Consider the following 20,867-nt stretch of genomic DNA (forward strand, 5'->3'; position numbering starts at 1 on the left):
AACCTCCTGGCGTCCTTGCCTGGTTGTACTGGCTGCTGCTCTTACTTGCCGCGCGCCTTGCGGGTTGCGGCGTCATTCGCCTTTTGCAGCGCTTTGACGAGTTCTTCTTTGTCCATGCTGGACCGGCCGCTGATGTCCAGTTCCCGGGCCCGCTCCATCAGGTGCTTCTTGGAGGCATTGGCGTCCACGCCGCCCGCAGTGGGCTCTTTCGAGCCAAGCCCCTTTTCCGCGCGCTCGTCCGAAGGCCCGCGCTTCTCCTTGGGCTCCCAATGGTCGCCGACCTTTTCGTAGCTGTGCTTCAGGGAAGCGTAGGCGGCACGCCCTGCGCGGCTTTCGTCATTGTCATAGGACTCCATGGCGGAGTCGTAGGTTTTGGCGAACGTATCCTGCGCCTTCTGGTCCGATCGTTGCAGGGTCGAGGGAAGCTCATCCTTGCGGGCGTGATCGTTCTTCCCGGTCTTCGGCATGGCACTCACCTAACTTTCGTCAGCAGGACTGATCATGCGGAACACACCCAGCTTAGCCACGCCCTGCTTTGCTTGTCTGCTGCCCGGACCGCCTGCAACCTGTGACCGGGAAAAGTCCGTCAACGGGGCTCCGGCCATTGGTCCGGGTCATAACCGTAAAGACGCGGCGGGCGGGGTGCCTGCCCGGGGTCAGCAGGTGCTTCCTCCCGGCCGGCTGCTTCGGATTCCTCCTGCTGCGGCGCCTCGGCATCCCCTGCCTCGTCCGGGCCGCGTTTCTTCCCGCCGTCATTTCTGCCAGTACCGCGCCTGTGCGGGCTGTCAGCCATAGCCACTCCAATCCCCCGTTGAAGAGGTCCGGCTGCTTGAACCATTGAAGCCACCCTAGCGGCAGGGTATCCACCCCGGGATGTCACTTTTGCTCAAGAAATGGGCAGTTTTCCGCACCCCAGCCAGGCCGGCACCCAGGGCCGTGCGGAGCGATTCAGGACGGGCGGGCGCGGTCCAGTGCATCGAGGAGGCGGCGGACAGAGCCGCCCAGGTTCCAGTCCACGGCGAGGCGTTCCAGTTCGGTGCGTGCTTCGCCGGTGGCGGGGTTCAGCCGGGCGCCTGCCTCCTCCAGGCTGGGCAGCTCGAGGTCCCGGACAAGGCGTACGACGGCGGGCGCTGCCTTGAGGTAGTCCGCGGCGGCTTCCAGCTTGGCCCGGACCGGCGACGAGAGGCCGCTGCCGGCGTCCGCAGCCGCCTCGAGCAGGTTCTCGAGGCTTCCGTACTTCAACAACAGCGATGCCGCCGTTTTTTCACCTATCCCCGCGACGCCGGGCAGTCCGTCGGAGGCGTCACCGCGGAGGGTGGCGTAGTCGGCATATTGCTGGGGCAGCACGCGGTACTTCCCCACCACCACCTCTTCGGTCATCACATCCAGGTTCCGCATGCCGCGGGCGGTGTAGATGACCCGCACCTGCCTGGAGTCATCGCAGACCTGGAAAAGGTCGCGGTCCCCCGTGACCACGTCCACCGGGATGCCGGCGTGGCTGGCGTAGGTGCCCACCACGTCGTCGGCCTCGTGGTCGGGCGCACCGACAATCGCGATGCCGGCCAGGCCCAGTACCGTGCGGATCATGGGCAGCTGGGCCTCAAGTGCGTCCGGCACCACCTCAATGTCCGGAGCGCCGGCGTTCACTTCTGCCACCCGGTGGGCCTTATAGGTGGGGAGCAGGTCCACCCGCCATTGCGGCCGCCAGTCGTCATCCCAGCAGGCGATGAGGTGGGTGGCGCCGTAGTCCGTGGTGAGCCGAGCGATCATGTCCAGCAGGCCCCGGACCGCGTTGACGGGTATCCCGTCCGGGCGGCGGATCGAATCGGGCAGGCCGTAGAAGGCACGGAAGTACAGCGAGGCGGTGTCCAGCAGCATCAGGCGGTCAGGCATACCCTGATCCTGACACGGAAAACGGCCCTCCGGGGCAGCATGCGCCGGCCGCCACGCCGCCGGCCCGCCCTTGCGCGGCTGGGAACATCGGGCACAATGTGCTTCATGGGGCGTTGGAGCGAGGACAGGGTGGCCGGCGCCGCGCCCGATGCAGCTTCCCTGGCCGCCGCCCGCAAACTCGCCCGCCCGGGGCCCTGGTCCGAGACGGGCAGCAACGACGTGCTGGTGTGGGGCAAGTGCCAGGGCAGCGGAAAGACCCCCTACCAGGTGAGCGTTGACCTCGCCGCCCCGGCCTACCGGTGCTCCTGCCCCAGCCGGAAGTTTCCGTGCAAGCATGCGCTCGCCCTCCTCCTGCTGTGGTCCCGGGGTGAAGCGGCCGACGCCGGAACAGAGGCTGCGGATTTCGCCCGGGAATGGGCGGAACAGCGCGCCGGCCGGGCAACCGTGCGGGAACGGCGCCAGTCCGAACAGCCGGCCGATCCGGCGGCACAGGCAAAACGGCTTGCCGACCGGCTGGCACTCATGGATGCCGGCATCGCGGACTTCTCCCGGTGGCTGGCAGACCTGGTACGGACGGGCATGGCCTCGGCCAGGTCCCAGCCCTATTCGTGGTGGGACGGTGTGGCCGCCCGCCTGGTGGATGCCCAGCTCCCGGGCCTGGCCGAACAGGTGCGCACCATGGGTTCGGACATCCACGCCCGCAGCGATTGGACCGATCACCTCCTCCACCGGGCAGGCAGGTGGTGGGCGCTCACCAAAGCCTGGCGGATCCGGGACCACCTGCCCCCCGACGAACTTGCCGACCTCCGGGTTGCCGTCGGCTGGTCCGTTCCTGCCTCGGAGGTCGAGGGCGTGGAGGCCTTGCCGGGCCCCTGGCTGGTCCTCGGCGCCCACCGCAGCGACGACGGGCGGCTCCAGCAGCAGCGTACATGGCTGCGCGGCCCGGACGGAACGGTGGTGGTCCTCCTGGATTTCGCTGCCCGGAGCGAGCCACTCGCAACACCCCAACTCGCCGGCGCGCTGTTGGAGGCCACAGTGGCAAGGTATCCGGGATCAGCGCCCCGGCGGGCGCTGTTCACCGGCAGCGTTGGCACGGCGGGGACGGCCCAGACTCTGGGCGAGGGAAGCAGTATCCGCCAGGCACTCAACGCCGAATCAGCCGCCGTCGCCTCGTCCCCGTGGCGGCAGCGCCATCCGGTGCTGCTGGCCGGAGTGCGCCTCTCCACTGGCGGCTCCGGGTGGCTTCGGGATGAAGCCGGAGATGCGCTTCCTCTGGTCGATGCGCCCCTGGACTCCCTGCTCGCCCTCACCGGCGGCCATCCGGTGGATATTTTTGGTGAGCTGGAGGAGGGCCGCGTGCGGCCGCTGTCCGCCGTGGTCGGCAACGCGGTGGTGACGCCATGACCTGGCTGGCCGAACTCCGTGCTGCCGCCCTGGTGGGAACCGCCCGGCGACCCGCGCCTCCCCCGCCCGCAGAGCTGGGCGTCCGCCCGCCGGAAGGTCGCACCGCCGAAGAATCGCTTCTGGACCAGGCCGCGCTCGCCGACGCCGTCATCCGCGCCGCCCGGCAACCCCGCCGCCTGGATGATGCCGGCCTGGCCGAACCAGCGCCACCGGACCAGTGTCCGCAGGCCACCGGTGAGGCCGCCCGGCTGCTGGACCTCCTGCTCACGCAGCCGCCGGTGGGGCCGGAGCTGCGCACCCTGCTGGTGGCGGACTGGCTGCGGCTGGCCGCAGCTTCAGGAGTGCGGGTTCCACACAAGCTCCTGCCGCCCCTCCTCGCCGCGGCCGCCACCAGACCATCGGTTGCGGAGCACCTGCACCCGGCCATCGGAACGCGCGGCCGGTGGCTGCAGGGCCTGCTTGAGAGTGACCAAGGGACCAGCGATTCCGGCGCCGGACATCAGCAAGGCGGTGCAGCGGGTGACTGGGCAGAGCTGGCGGGTACGGACGCCACCGTAGAACTGGAACGGCTCCGCCGCACTGATCCGGCCGCCGCCCGCACGCTGCTTGGCGGGCACTGGGACAACCTCGCCGCCCGGGAACGTGCCGCCCACCTCGCCACGTTCACCGTCAACCTCGGACCGGACGACGAGGAACTGCTGGAGCGGGCCCTGGATGACAAAGCCAAAAGCGTACGCGACACCGCGGCGGCGCTGCTCGACCGGCTGCCGGACAGCGCCCGCGCAGCGCGCATGGCGGCACGGCTCCGCCCCCTGCTCCGGCTCAACGGCGTGCTGCGCAAGCACCTCGAGATCGGGCTGCCGCCGGAACCTGACGCTGCCGCGCTCCGGGACGGAGTTCCTGCGCATCCGCGCAGCGGCGAACCGGACCGGCTGGCCCGGCTCGACGCTATTATCCGGGGTGCCCCGCTCGATACCTGGACCTCGGCAACCGGCCGCGGCCCGGCGTCGGCCATTGCCTTGCTTAAGGGCGAGACGCGGGTGCTGGAAGCCATCGCGTCCACCGCTGCCCGGCGGGCCGACCTCGAGTGGGTGCGTGCATTGCTGGAGGACCGCTTTGAGCCGCGCCTGCTGGCCTGCCTGCCATCGGTTGAACGCGAGGAGAGGCTGGTGCGGCAGCTCCGGAGCAGCGCGGCACCGCCCTTCGCATTGGTCGAACCCCTGCGGGACCTGCCCCGGCCCTGGGGACCCGCACTCGCTGCCGAAGTGTTGGAGCAGATCACCGCCAAAAACGGCGGCCAGCTGGCGGTCATGCTGGCAGGGATCCTGCCGGCAGCACTCCCGCCCGAGGCCGCCGGACAGTGCCGGCAGCTCCTGGAGCGTTCCGACGACGACGCCGCACGGCGCCGCGTGCTTCGCGACGCCGTGCAATACCAATCGTTCCGACAATCCCTGACGGAGGCTTTTTCATGACCGATGCCCAGCCCGCCCAGGACGTTCTCCGCGCCCACGCCGAAACCGCCTACGCGGAGGAACTCGCGGCCTTGGCCGCCGCCGACGACCGGCCCCGGCCGCCCAGCTGGCGGCTGTCCCCCTGGGCCGTCACCACCTACATCCTGGGTGGAACCCTGCCCAACGGCGTGGTGGTCACGCCCAAGTACCTGGGGTCGGAGCGGCTCGTGGAAATCGCGGTGGCGTCCCTGGCCACGGACCGGGCCCTGCTCCTGCTCGGGGTGCCGGGCACGGCCAAGACCTGGCTGGGCGAACATCTGGCGGCGGCCATCTCGGGAACTTCCACCCTGGTGGTGCAGGGGACGGCGGGCACGCCGGAAGAGGCACTGCGCTATGGCTGGAACTATGCCCGGCTGCTCGCCGACGGGCCGTCCCGGGCGGCACTGGTCCCGGGGCCGGTGATGCGGGCCATGGAAACCGGAAGCCTGGTCCGGGTGGAGGAACTGACCAGGATCCCGTCCGACGTCCAGGACTCACTCATCACCATCCTCAGCGAAAAGAGCCTGCCCATTCCGGAACTCAATGAAGAGGTGCAGGCCCGCAAGGGGTTCAACGTCATCGCCACGGCAAACAACAGGGACAAAGGCGTCAACGACCTCTCCTCCGCGCTGCGGCGGCGCTTCAACACCGTGGTGCTGCCACTCCCGGACAGCATGGAGCAGGAGGTGGAGATCGTCACCACCCGCGTCCGCAGCCTGGGGGCGTCCCTGGAACTGCCGGCCGATCTGGCGGCGCTTTCCGAAGTCCGGCGCGTGGTGACGGTGATGCGCGAGCTCCGGGCCGGCGTCACCCAGGACCAGCGCACCACCATCAAGTCGCCCTCGGCAACGCTGTCCACCGCTGAGGCCATCTCGGTGATGACCAACGGCCTCTCCCTGGCCGCCCACTTCGGCGACGGGACCGTCCGGGCACAGGACGTGGCCGCCAGCCTGGTGGGCGCCGTGGTCAAGGACCCCGTGCAGGACCGGGTGATCTGGCAGGAATACCTGGAGACCGTGGTCCGGAACCGGCCGGAGTGGAAGGACCTTTACCGGGCCTGCCGCGACCTCGAATCCTCCAACTGAAACCGGGACTCCTGCAACCATGACAGAAGTCCACGTCCTCGGAATCCGGCACCACGGACCCGGCTCGGCGCACTCCGTGGCCGAGGCGCTCGCCGCCCTCCGGCCGGACCTTGTGCTGGTGGAGGGACCGCCGGAATTGGACCAGGTGATTCCCCTTCTCAGCGACCCGGAGATGGTCCCGCCGGTAGCCGGACTGATCTATGTTCCGGATGAGCCGAGGCTGGCTTCCTTTTACCCAATGGCCAGCTTTTCCCCGGAGTGGGTGGCCATCCGCTGGGCGCTGTCCACAGGCGCGCAGGTGCGCGCCATTGACCTGCCCGCAGCGCATACTTTCGCGCTGCGGGAGGCGGGTGACGTCCCGCCGTCGGACGAGGCGCCGGCAGAGGAGGAGCCGCTATTGGCGGACGACGGCGGCTCCTCCTCCGCGGATTCCCGCCCCTACCGGCCGGACGCCATCGGGATCCTCGCCCGCGCGGCCGGGTACAGCGATGCCGAGCGCTGGTGGGAGGACGCCGTGGAGCACCGCCACAGCGACCCCGTGGAGCGGTTCGAGGCGCTGACTGAAGCGATTGCCGAAATCCGCGCAGCCGATGACAGGCCGGCCCACCATCCTGATGTGCTGGAAAACAACCGGCGGGAAGCGTCGATGCGGCGGCTGCTCCGGGCCGCCCTCCGCGAGGGGCACGCCCGCATTGCCGTGGTGTGCGGCGCCTACCATGCACCGGCACTGGTACCCGCCCACTTTCCGCCGGCCGCCGCCGACAATAAGGTCCTGGCCGGCCTGCCCAAAACGAAGATCGCCGTGACGTGGGTGCCGTGGACCTCGGGCCGGCTCAGCCTGGCCAGCGGGTACGGCGCCGGCGTCACCGCACCCGGCTGGTACCAGCATCTGTTCACCCACTGGATGGGGAAAGACCCGGGCACGGACGTGTCCACCACCTGGCTGGTCCGGGTGGCGCGCGCATTGCGCGGCGAGAACCTGGACGCGTCAACGGCATCAGTGGTGGAGGCAACAAGGATGGCGGACGCACTCGCCACTGTCCGCGGACGGCCCAGTCCGGGACTGGCAGAACTTGACGATGCCGCCCAGGCGGTGCTGTGCGACGGGTCGCCGCTGCCGCTGGCCCTGGTTCACCGGGAGCTGACCGTGGGACTCGAGCTGGGTAGCGTGCCTGATTCCGCGCCCACCGTCCCCCTCGCCGCCGATCTTGCCGCCACCCAGCGCAGGCTGCGGTGGAAGCCAAGCGCCATGGAGGAGGTCCTGGCCCTGGACCTGCGCAAACCCGCACAGCTGGCCCGCTCCGTACTGCTGCACCGGCTGGCGCTGCTCGGGGTGGACTGGGGAATTCCCGCCGAAACGGGCCGGACCCTGGGCACGTTCAAGGAGGCGTGGACGCTGCAGTGGAAGCCGGAGCTGGCCATCGCCGTGGTGGAGGCCGGCCGGTACGGCACCACCGTGGCCGCGGCCGCCTCGGCCTATGTTGCCGAGCGCGCCCGGGAAGACGCCAACCTGGGAAGCCTGAGCGGATTGCTCGCGAACTGCCTCCTCGCAGACCTGCCGGAGGGAATCGGTGCCGTGGTCTCGGTCCTCGCCGAGCGGACTGCCCTGCAGCAGGACGTCGCCCCGCTTCTGGAAGCAGTCGCGCCCCTGGCCCGCACCTGCCGGTACGGCAATGTGCGCGGTGTGGACGTGACGGGGGTGCGGATGATCCTGGACACTACAGTGGTGCGCGCCTGCGTAGGCCTGCCGACGGCGTGCGCCGGCCTGGATGATGAAGCCGCGGACGTGATGCGGCGCGCCATCGACTCCGCACAGCACGGGCTGTCCCTGGTGCCGGACCTTCCCCTGGATGACTGGCACAGGGCCCTGTCCGCCGTCGCAGGCTCGGACCTGATCCATGGAGCGGTGGCGGGACGGGCCACCCGGCTGCTGCTGGATGCGGGACTGGTTGAACCGGACCAGGTTGCCGCACGGCTCAGCCGCCGGCTCTCCGTTGCCACCCCCGCGAGGGAAGCCGCGGCCTGGCTTGATGGCGTGGTCTCCGGCGACGCAACGCTGCTGATCTACGATCCGCGGCTCCTGCAGCTGGTGGACCGCTGGGTGGCCGGCGTGGACGACGAGACCTTCGACGACGTCCTGCCGCTCCTGCGCAGGACGTTTTCGGCGTTCAGTGAGCCTGAACGGCGGGAGATCGGCGAACAAGTGACACGGATTGGCGGCAGCGTCCAGGCCGGAAACGAAGATCTGCCGGACCTGGCGGCGGCGGGCCCCGCGGTCCGGACAATGGCCCGGTACCTCGGATGGGACGTGGTGGCGTGACGGAGCGCGATGACAGCCGCGGACGCCTGGCCCGCTGGCGGCTGGTGCTTGGCGGGCACGGGGCCGATGGCATCAGGGACGCACAAGGCAACAAGGTGGAGCTTTCGGCCGCCGACGCCCGGCGCGACCACGCCCTGGAGGAGTTATACGGTGAGGACCAGCGCCGCGGCGGCCTCGGGGCCTCCAGCCCCCGCGTGTCGCGCTGGCTGGGCGACATCCGCGGGTACTTCCCGTCCAGCGTGGTGCAGGTGATGCAGGCGGACGCCATGGAACGGCTGGGCCTGCGGCAGCTGCTCCTCGAGCCGGAGATGCTCCGGACGGTACAGCCCGACGTCGGGCTTGTCAGTACGCTGATCGGCCTGGGCCGGGTGATTCCCGAGCATTCCCGCGAGACGGCCAGGGCGGTGGTCCGCCAGGTGACCAATGAGTTGGAGGAGCGGCTGCGTGCCAGGACCATCCAGGCGGTCACCGGTGCGCTGAACCGGGCCGCACGGACCAGGCGGCCGCGGCACCGGGACATCGACTGGAACAGGACCATCGCGGCCAACCTCAGGCACTACCAGCCCGAATACAGGACCATCGTGCCCGAGCGGCTGGTGGGGCATGCCCGGCGCAGCACCCAGATCCAGCGTGAGATCATCCTGTGCATCGACCAGTCCGGCTCCATGGCCGAGTCGGTGGTGTACTCCAGTGTGTTCGGGGCGGTGCTCAGCTCCCTGCGCTCAGTGCGTACCCGGCTGGTGGCCTTCGACACCGAAGTGGTGGACCTGACCGATGAACTGGACGATCCGGTGGATGTGCTGTTCGGCGTCCAGCTGGGCGGCGGCACGGACATCAACCGTGCCCTGGCGTACTGCCAGGACCGGATCACCCAGCCCACCGAGACCATCCTGGTGCTCATCAGCGACCTCTACGAAGGCGGCATCGCCGAGGAGATGCTGCGCCGGGCCGCCAGCATCGTCGGGTCCGGCACCACCATGATCGCGCTGCTGGCCCTCAGTGACAGCGGTCACCCGTCCTTCGATGCCAACCACGCGGCAGCCCTCGCCGGAATCGGGGTCCCGGCCTTCGCCTGCACCCCCGATCTGTTCCCCGACCTGATGGCAGCGGCGATCGAACGGCGGGATGTGAGTGAATGGGCCGCATCGCACGACATCACCGCGACGCACGAACCGTGAGGTTCGGAGAGCCTGCCAGATGACCGCCTGTGGCACCGCACGTCCGCCAGACTCCGTCCTGGCACCAGCTCTGGCATAGCGGGCGGATCGGGACGAGAATGGCCTCGTGTTCCGTGCTATCCGCAGCCGGGACAGCGAACCCATGAACGCTGCCGCCCGAAAGATCCAGCGCATTTACTTGACGTTGACGCTGGGCAATACCCTTGCCGCCTCCTTCATCTGGGGCGTCAACACGTTGTTCCTGCTGGACGCCGGCCTGAGCAACTTCGAGGCCTTCGCCGCCAACGCTTTCTTCACCGCGGGGATGGTGATTTTCGAGGTTCCCACGGGGGTTGTTGCTGACGGCTGGGGCCGCCGGGCGTCGTTCCTGCTGGGCACCGTAACCCTGGCAGGCTCCACCTATCTCTACTACCTGCTGTGGCAGTTCTCAGCCCCGTTTCCGCTGTGGGCAGTGGTGTCTGTGCTGTTGGGGCTGGGCTTCACCTTCTTCTCGGGCGCCGTTGAGGCGTGGCTCGTCGACGCACTGCGCTACTCCGGCTACGAGGGCGGCCTGGAACCGGTTTTCGGGCGGGGGCAGATGGTCTCGGGCGTGGCGATGCTCGCCGGTTCGGTAGCCGGCGGCGTGATCGCCCAGGCCACCAGCCTCGGCGTGCCGTTCCTGGTGCGGGTGGGCGTGCTGCTGGCCATGTTCGCTGTGGCCTTCGGCCTGATGCACGACGTCGGGTTCACGCCTGAGCGCTCCACGCACCCCCTCAAGGCGACGCGCGCTGTCCTGACGGCCTCCATCGATAATGGCCTGAAAATCCCGCCCGTGCGGTACGTGATGCTGGCCTCCCCGTTCAGTGCCGGCGTCGGGATCTATGTCTTCTATGCGCTGCAGCCTTTCCTGCTGGAACTCTACGGCGACCCGCACGCTTACTCCGTGGCTGGCCTCGCGGCGGCCATCGTGGCCGGCGCCCAAGTGGTGGGCGGCTGGCTGGCGCCCTATGCCAGGAGGCTGTTCCATAAACGGACGTCTGTGCTGATCCTGACCGGCAGCATCAGTGCGGTGCTCCTGCTGGTGCTCGGCTTCACCCGGGTCTTCTGGCCCGCCCTGGTCCTGCTGACGCTCTGGGCCGTCGTCGACTCATGCGCCATGCCCGTGCGGCAGGCGTACGTGAACGACATGATCCCGTCGAAGCAGCGGGCCACGGTGCTGAGCTTCGCCTCCCTGATGGGGTCCAGCGGCGGCGTGGTGGTGCAGCCGCTGCTTGGCCGGAGCGCGGACCTCTATGGCTACCCGGCGTCACTGGCCCTGGCCGGAATCTTCCAGAGCCTTGCAGTTCCATTCCTGGTGGCCAGCCGGCGGCAGGGTGCTCCGGCGGACCGGGCCAGTGCACCGGCAGCGCCCTCGGACCAGGGGCCGGCCCAGGATTCCCGCGCCTGAACCTGCTGGCCCAGTGCTGGGTATAGTTGTTGGTCTCCAGACGAGGAAGGCCGCCGCATGATCGAGATCCTGACCCCCGCCGAAGTTATCCGGGCAAGGGAAACAGGAGCCCTCGTCGCCGACATCCTGCAGGCCATCAAGAGCCGCGCCACGGTGGGTACCAACCTCCTGGACATCAACCGGTGGGCCGGGGAAATGATCATCGGCGCCGGGGCGTCATCCTGCTACATCGACTACGAGCCGTCCTTTGGCCGCGGGCCGTTCGGCCACTACATCTGCACAGCGGTCAACGATGCCGTGCTGCACGGGAAGCCCTACAACTACACCCTGGCCGACGGCGACCTGCTCACCCTTGACCTCGCCGTCGTCAAGGGCGGGGTGGCTGCGGACTCCGCCATCAGTTTCATCGTGGGCAGCTCACAGCCGCTGGAAAGCATCACCATGATCGATGCCACCGAACGCGCTTTGTATGCCGGCATCGCCGCTGCCCGTCCCGGCGCCCGCATCGGCGATATCTCCCATGCCATCGGTTCGGTCCTCAGCGAGGCCGGCTACCCCATCAACACGCAGTTCGGCGGCCACGGCATCGGCTCAACCATGCACCAGGACCCCCACGTCCCCAACACCGGGCGGCCGGGCCGCGGGTACACGCTGCTACCGGGCCTGCTGCTGGCGCTGGAGCCCTGGGTGATGGCGGACACCGCCGAACTCGTCACCGACGCTGACGGGTGGACCCTCCGCAGCGCCACCGGATGCCTGACAGCGCACAGCGAGCACACCATCGCAATCACCGGGGACGGTGCCGAGATCCTCACCCTGCCCACGCCGGCGCAGTAGGACGGTCAGCGGTCCCAGGACGTCCAGTCGGCGTCGTCGAACGCCTGTCCGCGGAAGTGCGCCCGCAGGTACTCCCCCACCACCGCAGCCCCCAGCCCGCCGACGTCGGGCGCCACCACCCTGGCCCCCACCCGCCGGGCCATGCGCTGCACGAACCGCTCCAGGCTGGGATCATTGCCGAGCCGGAAGAACGTGGTTTGGGTGCCGCCGCGGCCCAGCCGGTCGAGCTCCGCCACCGTGACCCGGATGGTTTCCGGATCCGAGGGCCAGCAGAACCACGGCTCGCCATCGGGCAGCAGGTGGGCGGTGGGTTCGCCGTCGGTCACCAGCAGCAGGACGTGCTGCATCGACGGGTGGCGGCGGAAGAAGCGGCCGGCCAGCAGCAGGCCGTGGTGCAGGTTGGTGCCCTGTTCCCGCCGCGACGGCAGTGCCGTCAGTTCGGCGATGTCCATGGACCGGGCATAGCGGCCGAAAGTGATCAGTTCGAGGCGGTCGCCGCGGAAGCGCGTGGAGATGAGGTGGTGCAGGGCCAGGGCAGTGCGCTTCATCGGCACCCAGCGCCCCTCGGCAGCCATCGAGAAGGAGACGTCAACCAGCAGGACGACGGCGGCCTGGGTACGTGCCTCGGTTTCGCTGACTTCGATGTCGGCGGCGGTGAGCCGCAGTCCCTGTGCCGGCGTGCCGCCGTCGGCCACCGTGCGGTGGATCGCGTTGGTCATCGTACGGGTGACGTCCCAGGGCTCGGCGTCCCCGAACTCCCAGGGGCGGCTGGAACCGGTCTGCTCGCCGGCTGCGCCGGCGGTGCGCGTGTCCCGGCGCCCCTGCCGGCCGGACAGCTGCTTCGCGGTGTCCCGCAACAGGGACCTGCCCAGTTGCCGCATGGCTTGCGGGGAGAGCCGCAGGTCGCCGTCACTTCCCTTGCGCAGGTAGCCGCCGTCCTGCATGGCCCGTTCAATCCCGGCCAGGGTGCGGGCCGTGACGGCAGCGTTCTGGCCGAGCTGGCGGGCCAGGGCATCGAGGTCCAGGTCGTCCAGGTTGGATCCGTTGTAGGACTGGGACAGCTGGTCGGCGAGTCCGTCCAGTTCGGCGATGTCCTGGAGTACTCCTGTGCCGTCGCCCAGTCCCAGGCCCTCCTGGCCCTCGAACCGCTCGGATCCGTTCCAGTCCTCACCCGGCCGCAGGGCGCGGAGGCTGTCATCGAGCTGGTCCAGCTGCGCCATCAGTTCCGGTGAGCCGAAAGCCTGGGCGGAAAGCCGCATCAGCTCCTCGCGCTGCTCAGGGGACATCGACTGCAGGAGTCGCTGGGCGGCGGCGGCGCGCTTGGCGAGGGCATCGATCAGCTCTTCGACCGATTGCGGGTTCTCCGGGAAGAAGCCGCCGTGCTTTGCCATGAAGTCCTGGAAGTCCTGGTCCGTGTCCTCGCCGCGCCGGCGTTTGTCCAGCAGCCCGTTGAGGTCCCGCAGCATCTCTGCCACAGCTGCCTTGTCCTCGTCCGTGGCGTTTTCGAGTGCCTGCTTCATGCCGGCGAACCGCTGGTCGAGGACCTCGCGGCCCAGCAGGTCCTTGATCCGCTCGTAGGCTTCCCGGGCGGTCCCCGACTGCCAGTCATAGGAGGCCAGTTCGTTCACCGCCGCCGCCGTGGACTGCGGCAGGTTCTGCAACTGCATCTCACGGAAGGCCCGGTCGTTGTCATCCATCATCGCGTCGCGGGCGAGCTGCTTGCGTTCCTCCAGCACCGCCGTCTCAAGCAGCTTCTGGACCTCGTTGAGTGTTCCGTCCAGCCGGTGCCGGCCCAGCAGTTCGCTGCGGCGCTGCTGCACGCGCCGGGCGAGGTCATCCAGGCCTTCCCGGTCCCGCCCGCCGCGGCGCAGGAACTCCTCCAGCGCATGCCGCGGCGAGTACCCGGCCATCACGTCCTCGGCGACGGCGTCCAGCGCTTCGGCAAGGTCAACCGGCGGCGCGAGCGGATCGGGCCCGCCCGTGTACCGGCCGTACCTGGCGGAGTGGTTGTGGCTGGCCATGACGCCTCCTCTGCTGTGCTCCCGGCTGTACTGCTTCCAACACGGCTAGCCGTAGATGGTTTCCTCGTCGTCGGATTCCTTCGAGATCCGGCGGGCGAGGTACAAGCCTTCCAGGGCAAGTTCGATGGCGGCGGCGCGCTGTCCCTGGTTCTTCGCTCCCAGGCGTCCGCTGATCTGGTCGTATAGTCCCGAGCCGTTCAGGGACGGCAGGTTGGCCAGGAACTCATCCGCCGTGACATGGTCCCCGGTGGTCACTGTCCGGTGGCCGTCCAGCGCGGCCACCAGCGGGCCCATGTCGATGCCCTGGAAGTGCGCCCGCACCGCTTCGGCAGTGGCCGTGCGCAGGAGGTGGTCGAGGACTGCCTGTTCCCGGCCCTCCTCACCTGATTCGAATTCGATCTTGCCCGTGAGGACGTCCACCGCGGTGCCGAGGTCCACGATCCTTGCCACGGCTTCGCCTTCGCCGCGCACGCTGGCCCGGCGCAGTGCAGCCGCCGCCACCGTTTCGGCACCGGCGATCGCGAACCGCGCTGAGACGCCGGAGGTCTGGTTGATCGCCGGTGACTGCCGGAGCGCCCGGGTGTAGCGGGCCAGGATTTCGAGGATGACCGGCGGCACGTCAGCCACCAGTTGCCCCTCCTGCCGGATCACCGAGACCTCATCGTCCAGCTCAAGGGGGTAGTGCGTGCGGATTTCGGCGCCGAAGCGGTCCTTCAACGGCGTGATGATCCGGCCGCGGTTGGTGTAGTCCTCGGGGTTGGCGGAGGCGACAACAAGGACATCCAGTGGCAGCCGCAACACGTAGCCGCGGATCTGGATGTCACGTTCCTCCATCACGTTGAGCATCGACACCTGGATCCGCTCGGCGAGGTCCGGCAGTTCGTTGATGGCGATGATCCCCCGGTTGGAGCGGGGCACCAGGCCGTAGTGGATGGTTTCAGGATCGCCCAGGCGGCGGCCTTCGGCGACGCGCATCGGGTCCACGTCTCCGATCAGGTCCGCGACGGAGGTGTCCGGGGTGGCAAGCTTCTCCACGTACCGCTCCGAGCGGTGCCGCCATGCCACCCGCATCCGGTCCCCTTCGGTGAGGGCGCGGGCCCGGGACTGCCCGGTGATCGGCTCGTAGGGGTGCTCGTTCAGCTCCGACTCCTCGATCACAGGAGACCATTCGTCCAGCAACCCCGCGAGCGTGCGCAGGAGCCGCGTCTTGCCCTGCCCGCGCTCTCCGAGCAGGACCACATCGTGGCCGGCGATCAGGGCGCGCTCCAGCTGGGGAATGACCGTGCGGCTGAAGCCATACAGCCCGGGCCACGGATCGCGGCCTTCGGCGAGCGCGGCGAGCAGGTTGTCGCGGATTTCGTGGCGCAGGTCTTTCTGGACATGCCCGGCTGCACGCAATTCACCAACAGTGAAGATTTCGGGTCGATCAGTCACCACTCCACGGTAGCCCCAGGCCTGCCGGGAATCGAGGAAATTCCGGGAATCATCGCACGCTGTCCAGCCGGCCCATCTACTCTTGTGGTGATGACTGCCCAGCGCACCCTGATTCTCCTGATCCGGCATGGGGAGACGCCAACCACCGGGAAGGTGCTGCCGGGCCGCGCGCCGGGACTGCACCTGTCCGAGCGGGGCCGGGCCCAGGCCCAACGGGTGTCGGAGCGCCTCGCGGGCTTGCCCGTCGCCGCCATCTACTCCTCTCCCCTGGAACGGACCAGTGAGACGGCGGCTCCTTCCGCCACCAGCGCCGGCTTGCCGCTGAATCACGACGACGGGCTGATCGAATGCGATTTCGGGGACTGGACGGGCGCGCCGCTCGCCGAACTCGCGGCCCTGCCACAGTGGCAGGGAGTGCAGCACAGTCCCTCAACGTTCCGGTTTCCCAACGGGGAAAGCTTCACACAGATGCAGGCGCGGATGGTTGGCGCACTCGAGGCGCTGCGGGCGGCCCACCCGGGCGCCGTCGTCGTATGTTTCTCCCATGCCGATCCCATCAAAGCGGCCGTGGCGCACGCCATGGGCACACACCTGGACCTGTTCCAGCGGATCATGATCAGCCCGGGATCGGTGTCTGCCATCGAGTATGAGGACGGTCGCCCGCCGGCAGTGCTGATGGTGAATTCAACGTCGGAGCCACTGAGCGGGCTGAGGGCGCCATGATCACCGGGGGTACAAAGCGAGGGGACGGCCGGTGTCCGGGCGGGAACTGACGCTGCTGGCGGAAGGGCGGGTGGACCTCATCGCACGCATCCCCCGCAGCAGCAACGCCACCTTCCTGGTCCGGGTTTCCTGGAACGGGGAGTCCGCCCATGCGGTGTACAAACCGGAGTCCGGGGAACGGCCTTTGTGCGACTTCGAGCCCGGGCTGTACCGGCGCGAGCGCGCTGCTTACCTCCTGAGCGAATACCTGCAGTGGGGCCTGGTGCCGCCCACGGTGATCCGCGATGACCCGCCCCTGGGCGTCGGCTCGCTGCAGTGGTTTGTGGCCTGTGACTACCGGGAGCACTACTTCACGCTGTACGGGGACGCGCCCCAAACCCACGGCGACCTGGCCCGGATTGCACTGTTTGATGTCATCAGCAACAACACCGACCGCAAAAGCGGGCATGTGCTGCGGGGCCACGACGGCCGCGTGTGGGGCATCGACCACGGGCTGTGCTTTTCGGCGGACTTCAAACTGCGCACCGTCATCTGGGACTTTGCCGGGAACCCGGTCCCGGACGCCATGCTGGTGGACATCGAGCCGCTCGCTGAGGAAGTTCCCTCCAACGTGGAGGAACTGCTCTACCCTGCCGAAGTCCGTGCGCTGCGGCGCCGGGTTCAGCGCATATTGGGCAGTGGCGTCCTGCCGGCTGACCCCACCGGCATGCGCTACCCGTGGCCGCTGGTGTAGGTCGGTTCAGCCATGCACTCCACAGCCAGGAACTGGCAGCCCGCAGATCATCTGTCCGAGCCGGCCCCCGGTGTCCATCACGTCCAGGGCCCTGCGTCGAACTGGGTGGTGGTCCGCGACCTGACGGGATTTATGCTCATCGACACCGGCTACCCCTCGGACCGGGAACTGGTCCTGGCGTCCATCCGCCACCTGGGACTGGAGCCAGGTGACGCCCGGGCCGTACTCATCACCCACGGGCACGTGGACCACACCGGCTCCGCAGCCTACTTCGCCAGCACCTACGGGACGCCGGTCCTCTGTGCAGTGGAAGAGCTGGCCCATGTCCAGGGCAAGGAAAAGCACCAGGTCACGTTCGGCCAGGTCATGGCCCGTGCCTGGCGCCCGCGCGTTTTCCGCTGGCTGCTCCACGTCATCCGGTCCGGGGCTTTGACGGCAGAACCGGCAACGCAGGCCAGTGCCTGGGACCCGGAGACGCTCCGGAACCTGCCAGGCCGTCCCGAAGCCATCCCAGTACCGGGACACACACCAGGCAACTCCGCGATCCACCTGCCAAAGGCGGGTGCCATCGCCGTCGGGGACTGCTTCGTCAGTGGCCATCCGCTGAGCCGGGAGACCGGACCGCAGATGCTCCACCCCATGTACCACTCGGACCCGGCGGCCGCCCTCGAATCTACGCACCACCTGGCCGGCGTCGACGCGTCCGTGATCCTTCCCGGCCACGGTCCGGCACTGCACATGCCCTTGGCGGAGGCCGTGGCGGCCCTCCGCCGCTAGGGTAGTTCCCTACTGCCCGGGAGGCATCACCGGCGGGACGAATTCGAACGTCATCCCCAGGAGCCAGACCAGCAGGAGCACCACCGGCAGGTGGAACACAAACTGCAGGAACGTGAAGCCCACCAGGTCGCGTGCCCGCAGCCTGAGGACCGCCAGCAGCGGCAGCATAAAGAACGGGTTGATGAGGTTCGGCAGCGCCTCGGCGATGTTGTAGATTTGCACGGTCCAGCCAAGGTTCATCTGCACGTCGGTGGCTGACTGCATCACGTACGGTGCCTCCACGAGCCATTTTCCACCGCCGGACGGTACCAGCAGTCCCAGGACGGCCGTGTAGAGGGCAATCACGACGGCGAACGCGCCATTGCCGCCGATGTCCGAGAAGAAGCCGGCCAGGTGGGAGGAGATGGTCATGCCGCCGTGGCCCGTGGCCTTGGTCAGGATTGCTGCCATGGCCGCGTACAGCGGGAACTGGACCAGGATCCCGGCAGTGGCCGGGACAGCCTTGGTGACGGCCTGCAGGAAGTTCCGCGGCGTCCCGTGCAACACGAGGCCCAGGATCAGGAACACCAGGAGGTAGCCGTTCAGGCTGCTCACCACAGTGAGGAACGGTTTGGTCAGGAACTGGGAGACCAGCCAACCCAGAGTCAGGATGCCGGCAAGGATGGGCAGGATCCGGCTGTATTCGAGCCATTCGCCCGGGCGGGAGCGCGGGGCAGGCTCGCTGGGTTCGTCGTCGAGGTCGACGCCGAGATCCTCCGCCGTGCGGATGGCGCCGCCGCGGGGGGCCGAGAAATGGGCGATCACCGTGGTCAGTGCCATCAGGATGACGAGCGTGAGCAGGGACTGCCAGGTGAAGATGGTTGTGCCGAAGTCTAGGATTCCAGTGATCTTCAGCAGGGCCGGAGGCAGCGAGGCGGCGGTGGCCTGCAGCTGGGCGGCTGAAGAGGACAGGCCCAGCGCCCAGACGGCGCCAAGGCCCATAAACGCGGCTGCGCCGAGCGCCCGGTAGTCCACGGTGAGGTCCTTCCGCCGTGCAATGGCCCTGGCCAGCAGCCCGCCGAAGATCAGGCTCAGGCCCCAGTTCAGGAACGATACGGACATGGACATCAGTGCCACGAAGCTCACTGCCGTGCGGGCCGTGTTCGGGATCAGCGCCAGCCGGTTGATGAGCCTCGCCACCGGAGGGGACGTCGCCACCACGTAACCGGTGAGGACCACCATGGCCATCTGCAGTGTGAAGGCGGTCAGGTCCCAGAAGCCGTTGCCGAAGGAATCGGCGATGGACTGCGGTGAGGCCCCGATGGCCAGGGCCGCGACGGCAATGATCACCACGCCGGCCAGGGCGAAGATGTAGGCATCCGGGAACCACTTTTCGGTCCAGGCCGCCATCCGCTGGGCAACCCGGGCCAGGCCCTGTTCTTCAGTTGCGCCTTCCGTCAAGACTGTGTTTCCCACAGGAACTACCTCTCCATCGAGTGCCACGTTGTTACCCGAGGGAGCTTAGTGCGGGCCGGCGCGAAAACCGGTTAATCAGCACTAACCCAGCGTGCCGCGGGCTGCTACACAGGGTCCTGAACGGCGCCGGTGTCCGTGGGCGCGGCGCGGTGGTCCACGGCGGCCGTCAGCTCATCGATCCTTTCGAGCGCCGCGTTGAGCCGTTGGACCGTTGCCCACAGAACGGGCTGCCCGTCACGGATCTCTTCGAGTGTGGCGCCGGCGGACCGCAGTGTGGCGAGGTCGAAACTGACGTTGGTGCGGGCCCCCGTCACTGCTGCCCGCAGGGCGCCGAACGCGACTACCACATCGGCAATGAGGGCCGGGTTCCCGTTGGCGGCAAGCCAGCCGAGGTCTTCAATGGCATCGACGGCGTGGTCGCCCAGCACTGCCGATGCCTGGGCAGCGTTCACCGACGCCTGCCGGATGGCATCATCACGTTGCGGCCCCCGTTCGAGGCGGAACGCGGCGCCAAACGCTTCGGAAGCGGCAGCATCGCCGTCGGCAAGTTCAAGCGCGGTCCGGCGCAACGTGCACGCCCGCGCGTGGACGTCCGCCAATTCCTTCCGCTGCTCTTCGCCGGGTTCGGTGTAGCCGGCCACCATGGAGATCAGCGATGCGGCGATGGCAAGCATCACGCCGGTCCCGGCCCCTCCTCCCGGGGAGCCCTTCGACTCCGCCAGGGCCTGGGTCCATGCTTCAACCGTCGAATCCTGGGTTGTCACCGCTTCAGAATCAGCCATGGCACCCATTGTGCCTACTTCCCCGGCGGATCTTGAGCAGATTTTGGGCGTACACATGCCGTTTCCTGATGCTGATGCAGCAGGATCAAGGCAGATTGGGTATCCGCTGGATGCGAACAAGGGGGACGGCATGGCACAGGACGCTCCACCGCCGGGGAGTAGCGGCGACGACGAGCCCGACCAGGCCGCGCCTCCGATGGGAACCATGGTGATCCGCACCTGGACCGAACCCAACCAGAGTCCGGGCTTCCGGGCACGGATGACCTACAGCCATTCCGCCACGGCAGAACCGAAAACCATGTACACCGTGGATCCGGATGAAGTCCTGGACGCAGTGCGCCGCTGGCTCCTCCCGCACACCGGGACCCCGCACCAGGCGTAGCGCGGCACCTTTCAGCCCTTCCGTTCCGCCCTGTACGCCCGGGGACTGACGCCATGCAGCCGCCGGAACTGCCGGGAGAAGTAGAACTGGTCAGCCACGCCCACCTCTCGCCCCACCGCCGCAACCGTCAGGTCCGTGGTGTCCAGCAGGAGCCGTGCCCGCGCCATCTTCAGCGCCGTATGGTGGGCCAGCACTCCCCCGCCCGTCGCTTCCCGGAAAAGCTTGCTCAGCTGTGAGGACGATACACCCACCAGCGCCGCCAGATCGGGCAGCCGGACGGTGCCGTCCACCCTGTCCTCGAGGAACTTCATGGCTTGCTGCAGCGGTGTGCCCTGCCCGGGGACGCGGCGGTCCACGGCCAGGGTGGCCAGCAGCTTCCACGCCATCCCGGCCGTGGCCACCAGCCGGGCCGGAGACTGGTCCTGTTCCAAGGCCGAGATGATCTCGTCCAGCATGGCCGTCAGCCTGTCCACGGCCACCAGCGCAATGACGGGCCGGTCCGGACGGACGCCCGACTCGGCGACGAGTTCGGCAGCGTCGGAGCCGCGGACGTGGCACCACCAGATAGTCCAGGGGTCGTCCCTGGAGGCACCGTATGCATGTGCCTCCCCTGTACCGCCGGGAAGCACGACGGCGGTGCCCTTGCCGACGTCGAACCGGGCACCTTGTGTTTCCACCCAGCCGGTTCCCGCCACGCAGAGGATGACGATGGTTTCCTGTGCGCCCTCGGGACGGTACCGGCCGTGGGCCTCAGCGACGGGGAAGACTCCGGCGTCGGTGACCAGCAGGCGGCGCGTGACGGGACGGGCGAGTGCTTCGCGGACCAGTGGCCGCGGCACCACCACCAGCCGCTGGTTCCGGAACCCCGTTGCCCGTTCCACGCCCGCTCCTTCCGTCACCAAACGTCCATACTATGGCGGACAGGAT

Annotated in this window: 19 protein-coding genes; 11 read left to right on the forward strand and 8 right to left on the reverse strand. The window is 68.6% G+C overall.

From position 1 onward, the window contains the following. Positions 1 to 41 precede the first annotated feature (41 nt). From QRN11_RS17940 to QRN11_RS17950, 3 genes are all read right to left on the reverse strand, one after another. Positions 42 to 467, reverse strand: a complete 426-nt coding sequence (locus QRN11_RS17940; protein ID WP_285313869.1) for a ChaB family protein — start codon at positions 465 to 467, stop codon at positions 42 to 44. Between the two features lie 119 nt (positions 468 to 586). Next, entirely contained in the window at positions 587 to 793 is a 207-nt protein-coding gene (locus tag QRN11_RS17945; protein WP_142063712.1) for a hypothetical protein, read from the reverse strand. A gap of 155 nt (positions 794 to 948) precedes the next feature. Next, positions 949 to 1,893 carry a 5'-3' exonuclease gene (locus tag QRN11_RS17950; protein WP_285313870.1) on the reverse strand — a complete coding sequence of 315 codons (945 nt, stop codon included), beginning with the start codon at positions 1,891 to 1,893 and terminating at the stop codon, positions 949 to 951. A 105-nt stretch (positions 1,894 to 1,998) separates the two neighbouring features. Here QRN11_RS17950 and QRN11_RS17955 point away from each other — a divergent pair, with 105 nt between their 5' ends. The 7 genes from QRN11_RS17955 (at position 1,999) to map (ending at position 11,633) form a co-directional block, all read left to right on the forward strand. After that, complete coding sequence (locus QRN11_RS17955; RefSeq protein ID WP_285313871.1) at positions 1,999 to 3,297, forward strand: SWIM zinc finger family protein; 1,299 nt, start codon at positions 1,999 to 2,001, stop codon at positions 3,295 to 3,297. Continuing rightward, positions 3,294 to 4,769, forward strand: coding sequence for a DUF5691 domain-containing protein (locus QRN11_RS17960; RefSeq protein ID WP_285313872.1), 1,476 nt, complete (start codon positions 3,294 to 3,296; stop codon positions 4,767 to 4,769). Before QRN11_RS17955 ends, QRN11_RS17960 begins: the two co-directional genes overlap by 4 nt. Then, the gene (locus QRN11_RS17965; RefSeq protein ID WP_285313873.1) at positions 4,766 to 5,872 is read left to right on the forward strand and encodes an ATP-binding protein; all 1,107 of its coding nucleotides are present in this window, start codon (positions 4,766 to 4,768) and stop codon (positions 5,870 to 5,872) included. The genes QRN11_RS17960 and QRN11_RS17965 overlap by 4 nt, the downstream gene beginning before the upstream one ends. Positions 5,873 to 5,891: 19 nt before the next feature. Then, the gene (locus tag QRN11_RS17970) at positions 5,892 to 8,192 is read left to right on the forward strand and encodes a DUF5682 family protein (RefSeq protein WP_285313874.1); all 2,301 of its coding nucleotides are present in this window, start codon (positions 5,892 to 5,894) and stop codon (positions 8,190 to 8,192) included. Beyond that, positions 8,189 to 9,370 (forward strand): VWA domain-containing protein, encoded by a 1,182-nt coding sequence (locus QRN11_RS17975; protein WP_285313875.1) that lies wholly within the window; start codon positions 8,189 to 8,191, stop codon positions 9,368 to 9,370. Before QRN11_RS17970 ends, QRN11_RS17975 begins: the two co-directional genes overlap by 4 nt. Positions 9,371 to 9,512: 142 nt before the next feature. Continuing rightward, positions 9,513 to 10,796 (forward strand): MFS transporter, encoded by a 1,284-nt coding sequence (locus QRN11_RS17980; protein WP_285314026.1) that lies wholly within the window; start codon positions 9,513 to 9,515, stop codon positions 10,794 to 10,796. A 57-nt stretch (positions 10,797 to 10,853) separates the two neighbouring features. Continuing rightward, complete coding sequence (gene map / locus QRN11_RS17985) at positions 10,854 to 11,633, forward strand: type I methionyl aminopeptidase (RefSeq protein ID WP_285313876.1); 780 nt, start codon at positions 10,854 to 10,856, stop codon at positions 11,631 to 11,633. Positions 11,634 to 11,638: 5 nt separating this feature from the next. Here map and QRN11_RS17990 read toward each other — a convergent pair whose 3' ends face one another. Next, entirely contained in the window at positions 11,639 to 13,654 is a 2,016-nt protein-coding gene (locus QRN11_RS17990; RefSeq protein ID WP_285313877.1) for a vWA domain-containing protein, read from the reverse strand. Positions 13,655 to 13,699: 45 nt separating this feature from the next. Further along, positions 13,700 to 15,088, reverse strand: coding sequence for a sigma 54-interacting transcriptional regulator (locus QRN11_RS17995; protein ID WP_285313878.1), 1,389 nt, complete (start codon positions 15,086 to 15,088; stop codon positions 13,700 to 13,702). A gap of 90 nt (positions 15,089 to 15,178) precedes the next feature. On the opposite strand from QRN11_RS17995, the gene QRN11_RS18000 reads away from it, so the two are divergent. The 3 genes from QRN11_RS18000 to QRN11_RS18010 are packed head-to-tail and all read left to right on the forward strand — an operon-like array spanning position 15,179 to position 17,321. Then, complete coding sequence (locus QRN11_RS18000; protein ID WP_285313879.1) at positions 15,179 to 15,811, forward strand: MSMEG_4193 family putative phosphomutase; 633 nt, start codon at positions 15,179 to 15,181, stop codon at positions 15,809 to 15,811. A 31-nt stretch (positions 15,812 to 15,842) separates the two neighbouring features. Beyond that, the gene (locus QRN11_RS18005) at positions 15,843 to 16,544 is read left to right on the forward strand and encodes an SCO1664 family protein (protein WP_285313880.1); all 702 of its coding nucleotides are present in this window, start codon (positions 15,843 to 15,845) and stop codon (positions 16,542 to 16,544) included. Between the two features lie 12 nt (positions 16,545 to 16,556). Then, on the forward strand, positions 16,557 to 17,321 hold the full coding sequence (locus tag QRN11_RS18010) for an MBL fold metallo-hydrolase (RefSeq protein WP_285313881.1): 765 nt from the start codon (positions 16,557 to 16,559) through the stop codon (positions 17,319 to 17,321). A gap of 9 nt (positions 17,322 to 17,330) precedes the next feature. Here the strand turns inward: QRN11_RS18010 and QRN11_RS18015 are convergent, their stop codons facing one another. Together QRN11_RS18015 and QRN11_RS18020 are read right to left on the reverse strand one after the other, a co-directional pair. Continuing rightward, complete coding sequence (locus QRN11_RS18015) at positions 17,331 to 18,776, reverse strand: short-chain fatty acid transporter (protein WP_285313882.1); 1,446 nt, start codon at positions 18,774 to 18,776, stop codon at positions 17,331 to 17,333. Positions 18,777 to 18,880: 104 nt separating this feature from the next. Next, a complete protein-coding gene (locus QRN11_RS18020; RefSeq protein WP_285313883.1) occupies positions 18,881 to 19,558 on the reverse strand; it encodes a cyclodeaminase/cyclohydrolase family protein in 678 nt (225 codons plus the stop codon). A 130-nt stretch (positions 19,559 to 19,688) separates the two neighbouring features. Here QRN11_RS18020 and QRN11_RS18025 point away from each other — a divergent pair, with 130 nt between their 5' ends. Then, a complete protein-coding gene (locus QRN11_RS18025) occupies positions 19,689 to 19,940 on the forward strand; it encodes a hypothetical protein (protein ID WP_285313884.1) in 252 nt (83 codons plus the stop codon). An 11-nt stretch (positions 19,941 to 19,951) separates the two neighbouring features. Here the strand turns inward: QRN11_RS18025 and QRN11_RS18030 are convergent, their stop codons facing one another. After that, positions 19,952 to 20,821 carry a helix-turn-helix domain-containing protein gene (locus tag QRN11_RS18030; protein WP_285313885.1) on the reverse strand — a complete coding sequence of 290 codons (870 nt, stop codon included), beginning with the start codon at positions 20,819 to 20,821 and terminating at the stop codon, positions 19,952 to 19,954. Positions 20,822 to 20,867 lie beyond the last annotated feature (46 nt).

Origin of the sequence: Pseudarthrobacter sp. fls2-241-R2A-168, from assembly GCF_030209335.1 — a bacterium.
In the GTDB taxonomy this organism is placed as follows: domain Bacteria; phylum Actinomycetota; class Actinomycetes; order Actinomycetales; family Micrococcaceae; genus Arthrobacter.

What these genes read in the sequence shown, in the direction of transcription:
- QRN11_RS17940 (WP_285313869.1), bottom strand. Translation starts at nt 467, where the DNA reads ATGCCGAAGACCGGGAAGAACGATCACGCCCGCAAGGATGAGCTTCCC.
- QRN11_RS17945 (WP_142063712.1), bottom strand. Translation starts at nt 793, where the DNA reads ATGGCTGACAGCCCGCACAGGCGCGGTACTGGCAGAAATGACGGCGGG.
- QRN11_RS17950 (WP_285313870.1), bottom strand. Translation starts at nt 1,893, where the DNA reads ATGCCTGACCGCCTGATGCTGCTGGACACCGCCTCGCTGTACTTCCGT.
- QRN11_RS17955 (WP_285313871.1), top strand. Translation starts at nt 1,999, where the DNA reads ATGGGGCGTTGGAGCGAGGACAGGGTGGCCGGCGCCGCGCCCGATGCA.
- QRN11_RS17960 (WP_285313872.1), top strand. Translation starts at nt 3,294, where the DNA reads ATGACCTGGCTGGCCGAACTCCGTGCTGCCGCCCTGGTGGGAACCGCC.
- QRN11_RS17965 (WP_285313873.1), top strand. Translation starts at nt 4,766, where the DNA reads ATGACCGATGCCCAGCCCGCCCAGGACGTTCTCCGCGCCCACGCCGAA.
- QRN11_RS17970 (WP_285313874.1), top strand. Translation starts at nt 5,892, where the DNA reads ATGACAGAAGTCCACGTCCTCGGAATCCGGCACCACGGACCCGGCTCG.
- QRN11_RS17980 (WP_285314026.1), top strand. Translation starts at nt 9,513, where the DNA reads ATGAACGCTGCCGCCCGAAAGATCCAGCGCATTTACTTGACGTTGACG.
- map (WP_285313876.1), top strand. Translation starts at nt 10,854, where the DNA reads ATGATCGAGATCCTGACCCCCGCCGAAGTTATCCGGGCAAGGGAAACA.
- QRN11_RS17990 (WP_285313877.1), bottom strand. Translation starts at nt 13,654, where the DNA reads ATGGCCAGCCACAACCACTCCGCCAGGTACGGCCGGTACACGGGCGGG.
- QRN11_RS18000 (WP_285313879.1), top strand. Translation starts at nt 15,179, where the DNA reads ATGACTGCCCAGCGCACCCTGATTCTCCTGATCCGGCATGGGGAGACG.
- QRN11_RS18010 (WP_285313881.1), top strand. Translation starts at nt 16,557, where the DNA reads ATGCACTCCACAGCCAGGAACTGGCAGCCCGCAGATCATCTGTCCGAG.
- QRN11_RS18020 (WP_285313883.1), bottom strand. Translation starts at nt 19,558, where the DNA reads ATGGCTGATTCTGAAGCGGTGACAACCCAGGATTCGACGGTTGAAGCA.
- QRN11_RS18025 (WP_285313884.1), top strand. Translation starts at nt 19,689, where the DNA reads ATGGCACAGGACGCTCCACCGCCGGGGAGTAGCGGCGACGACGAGCCC.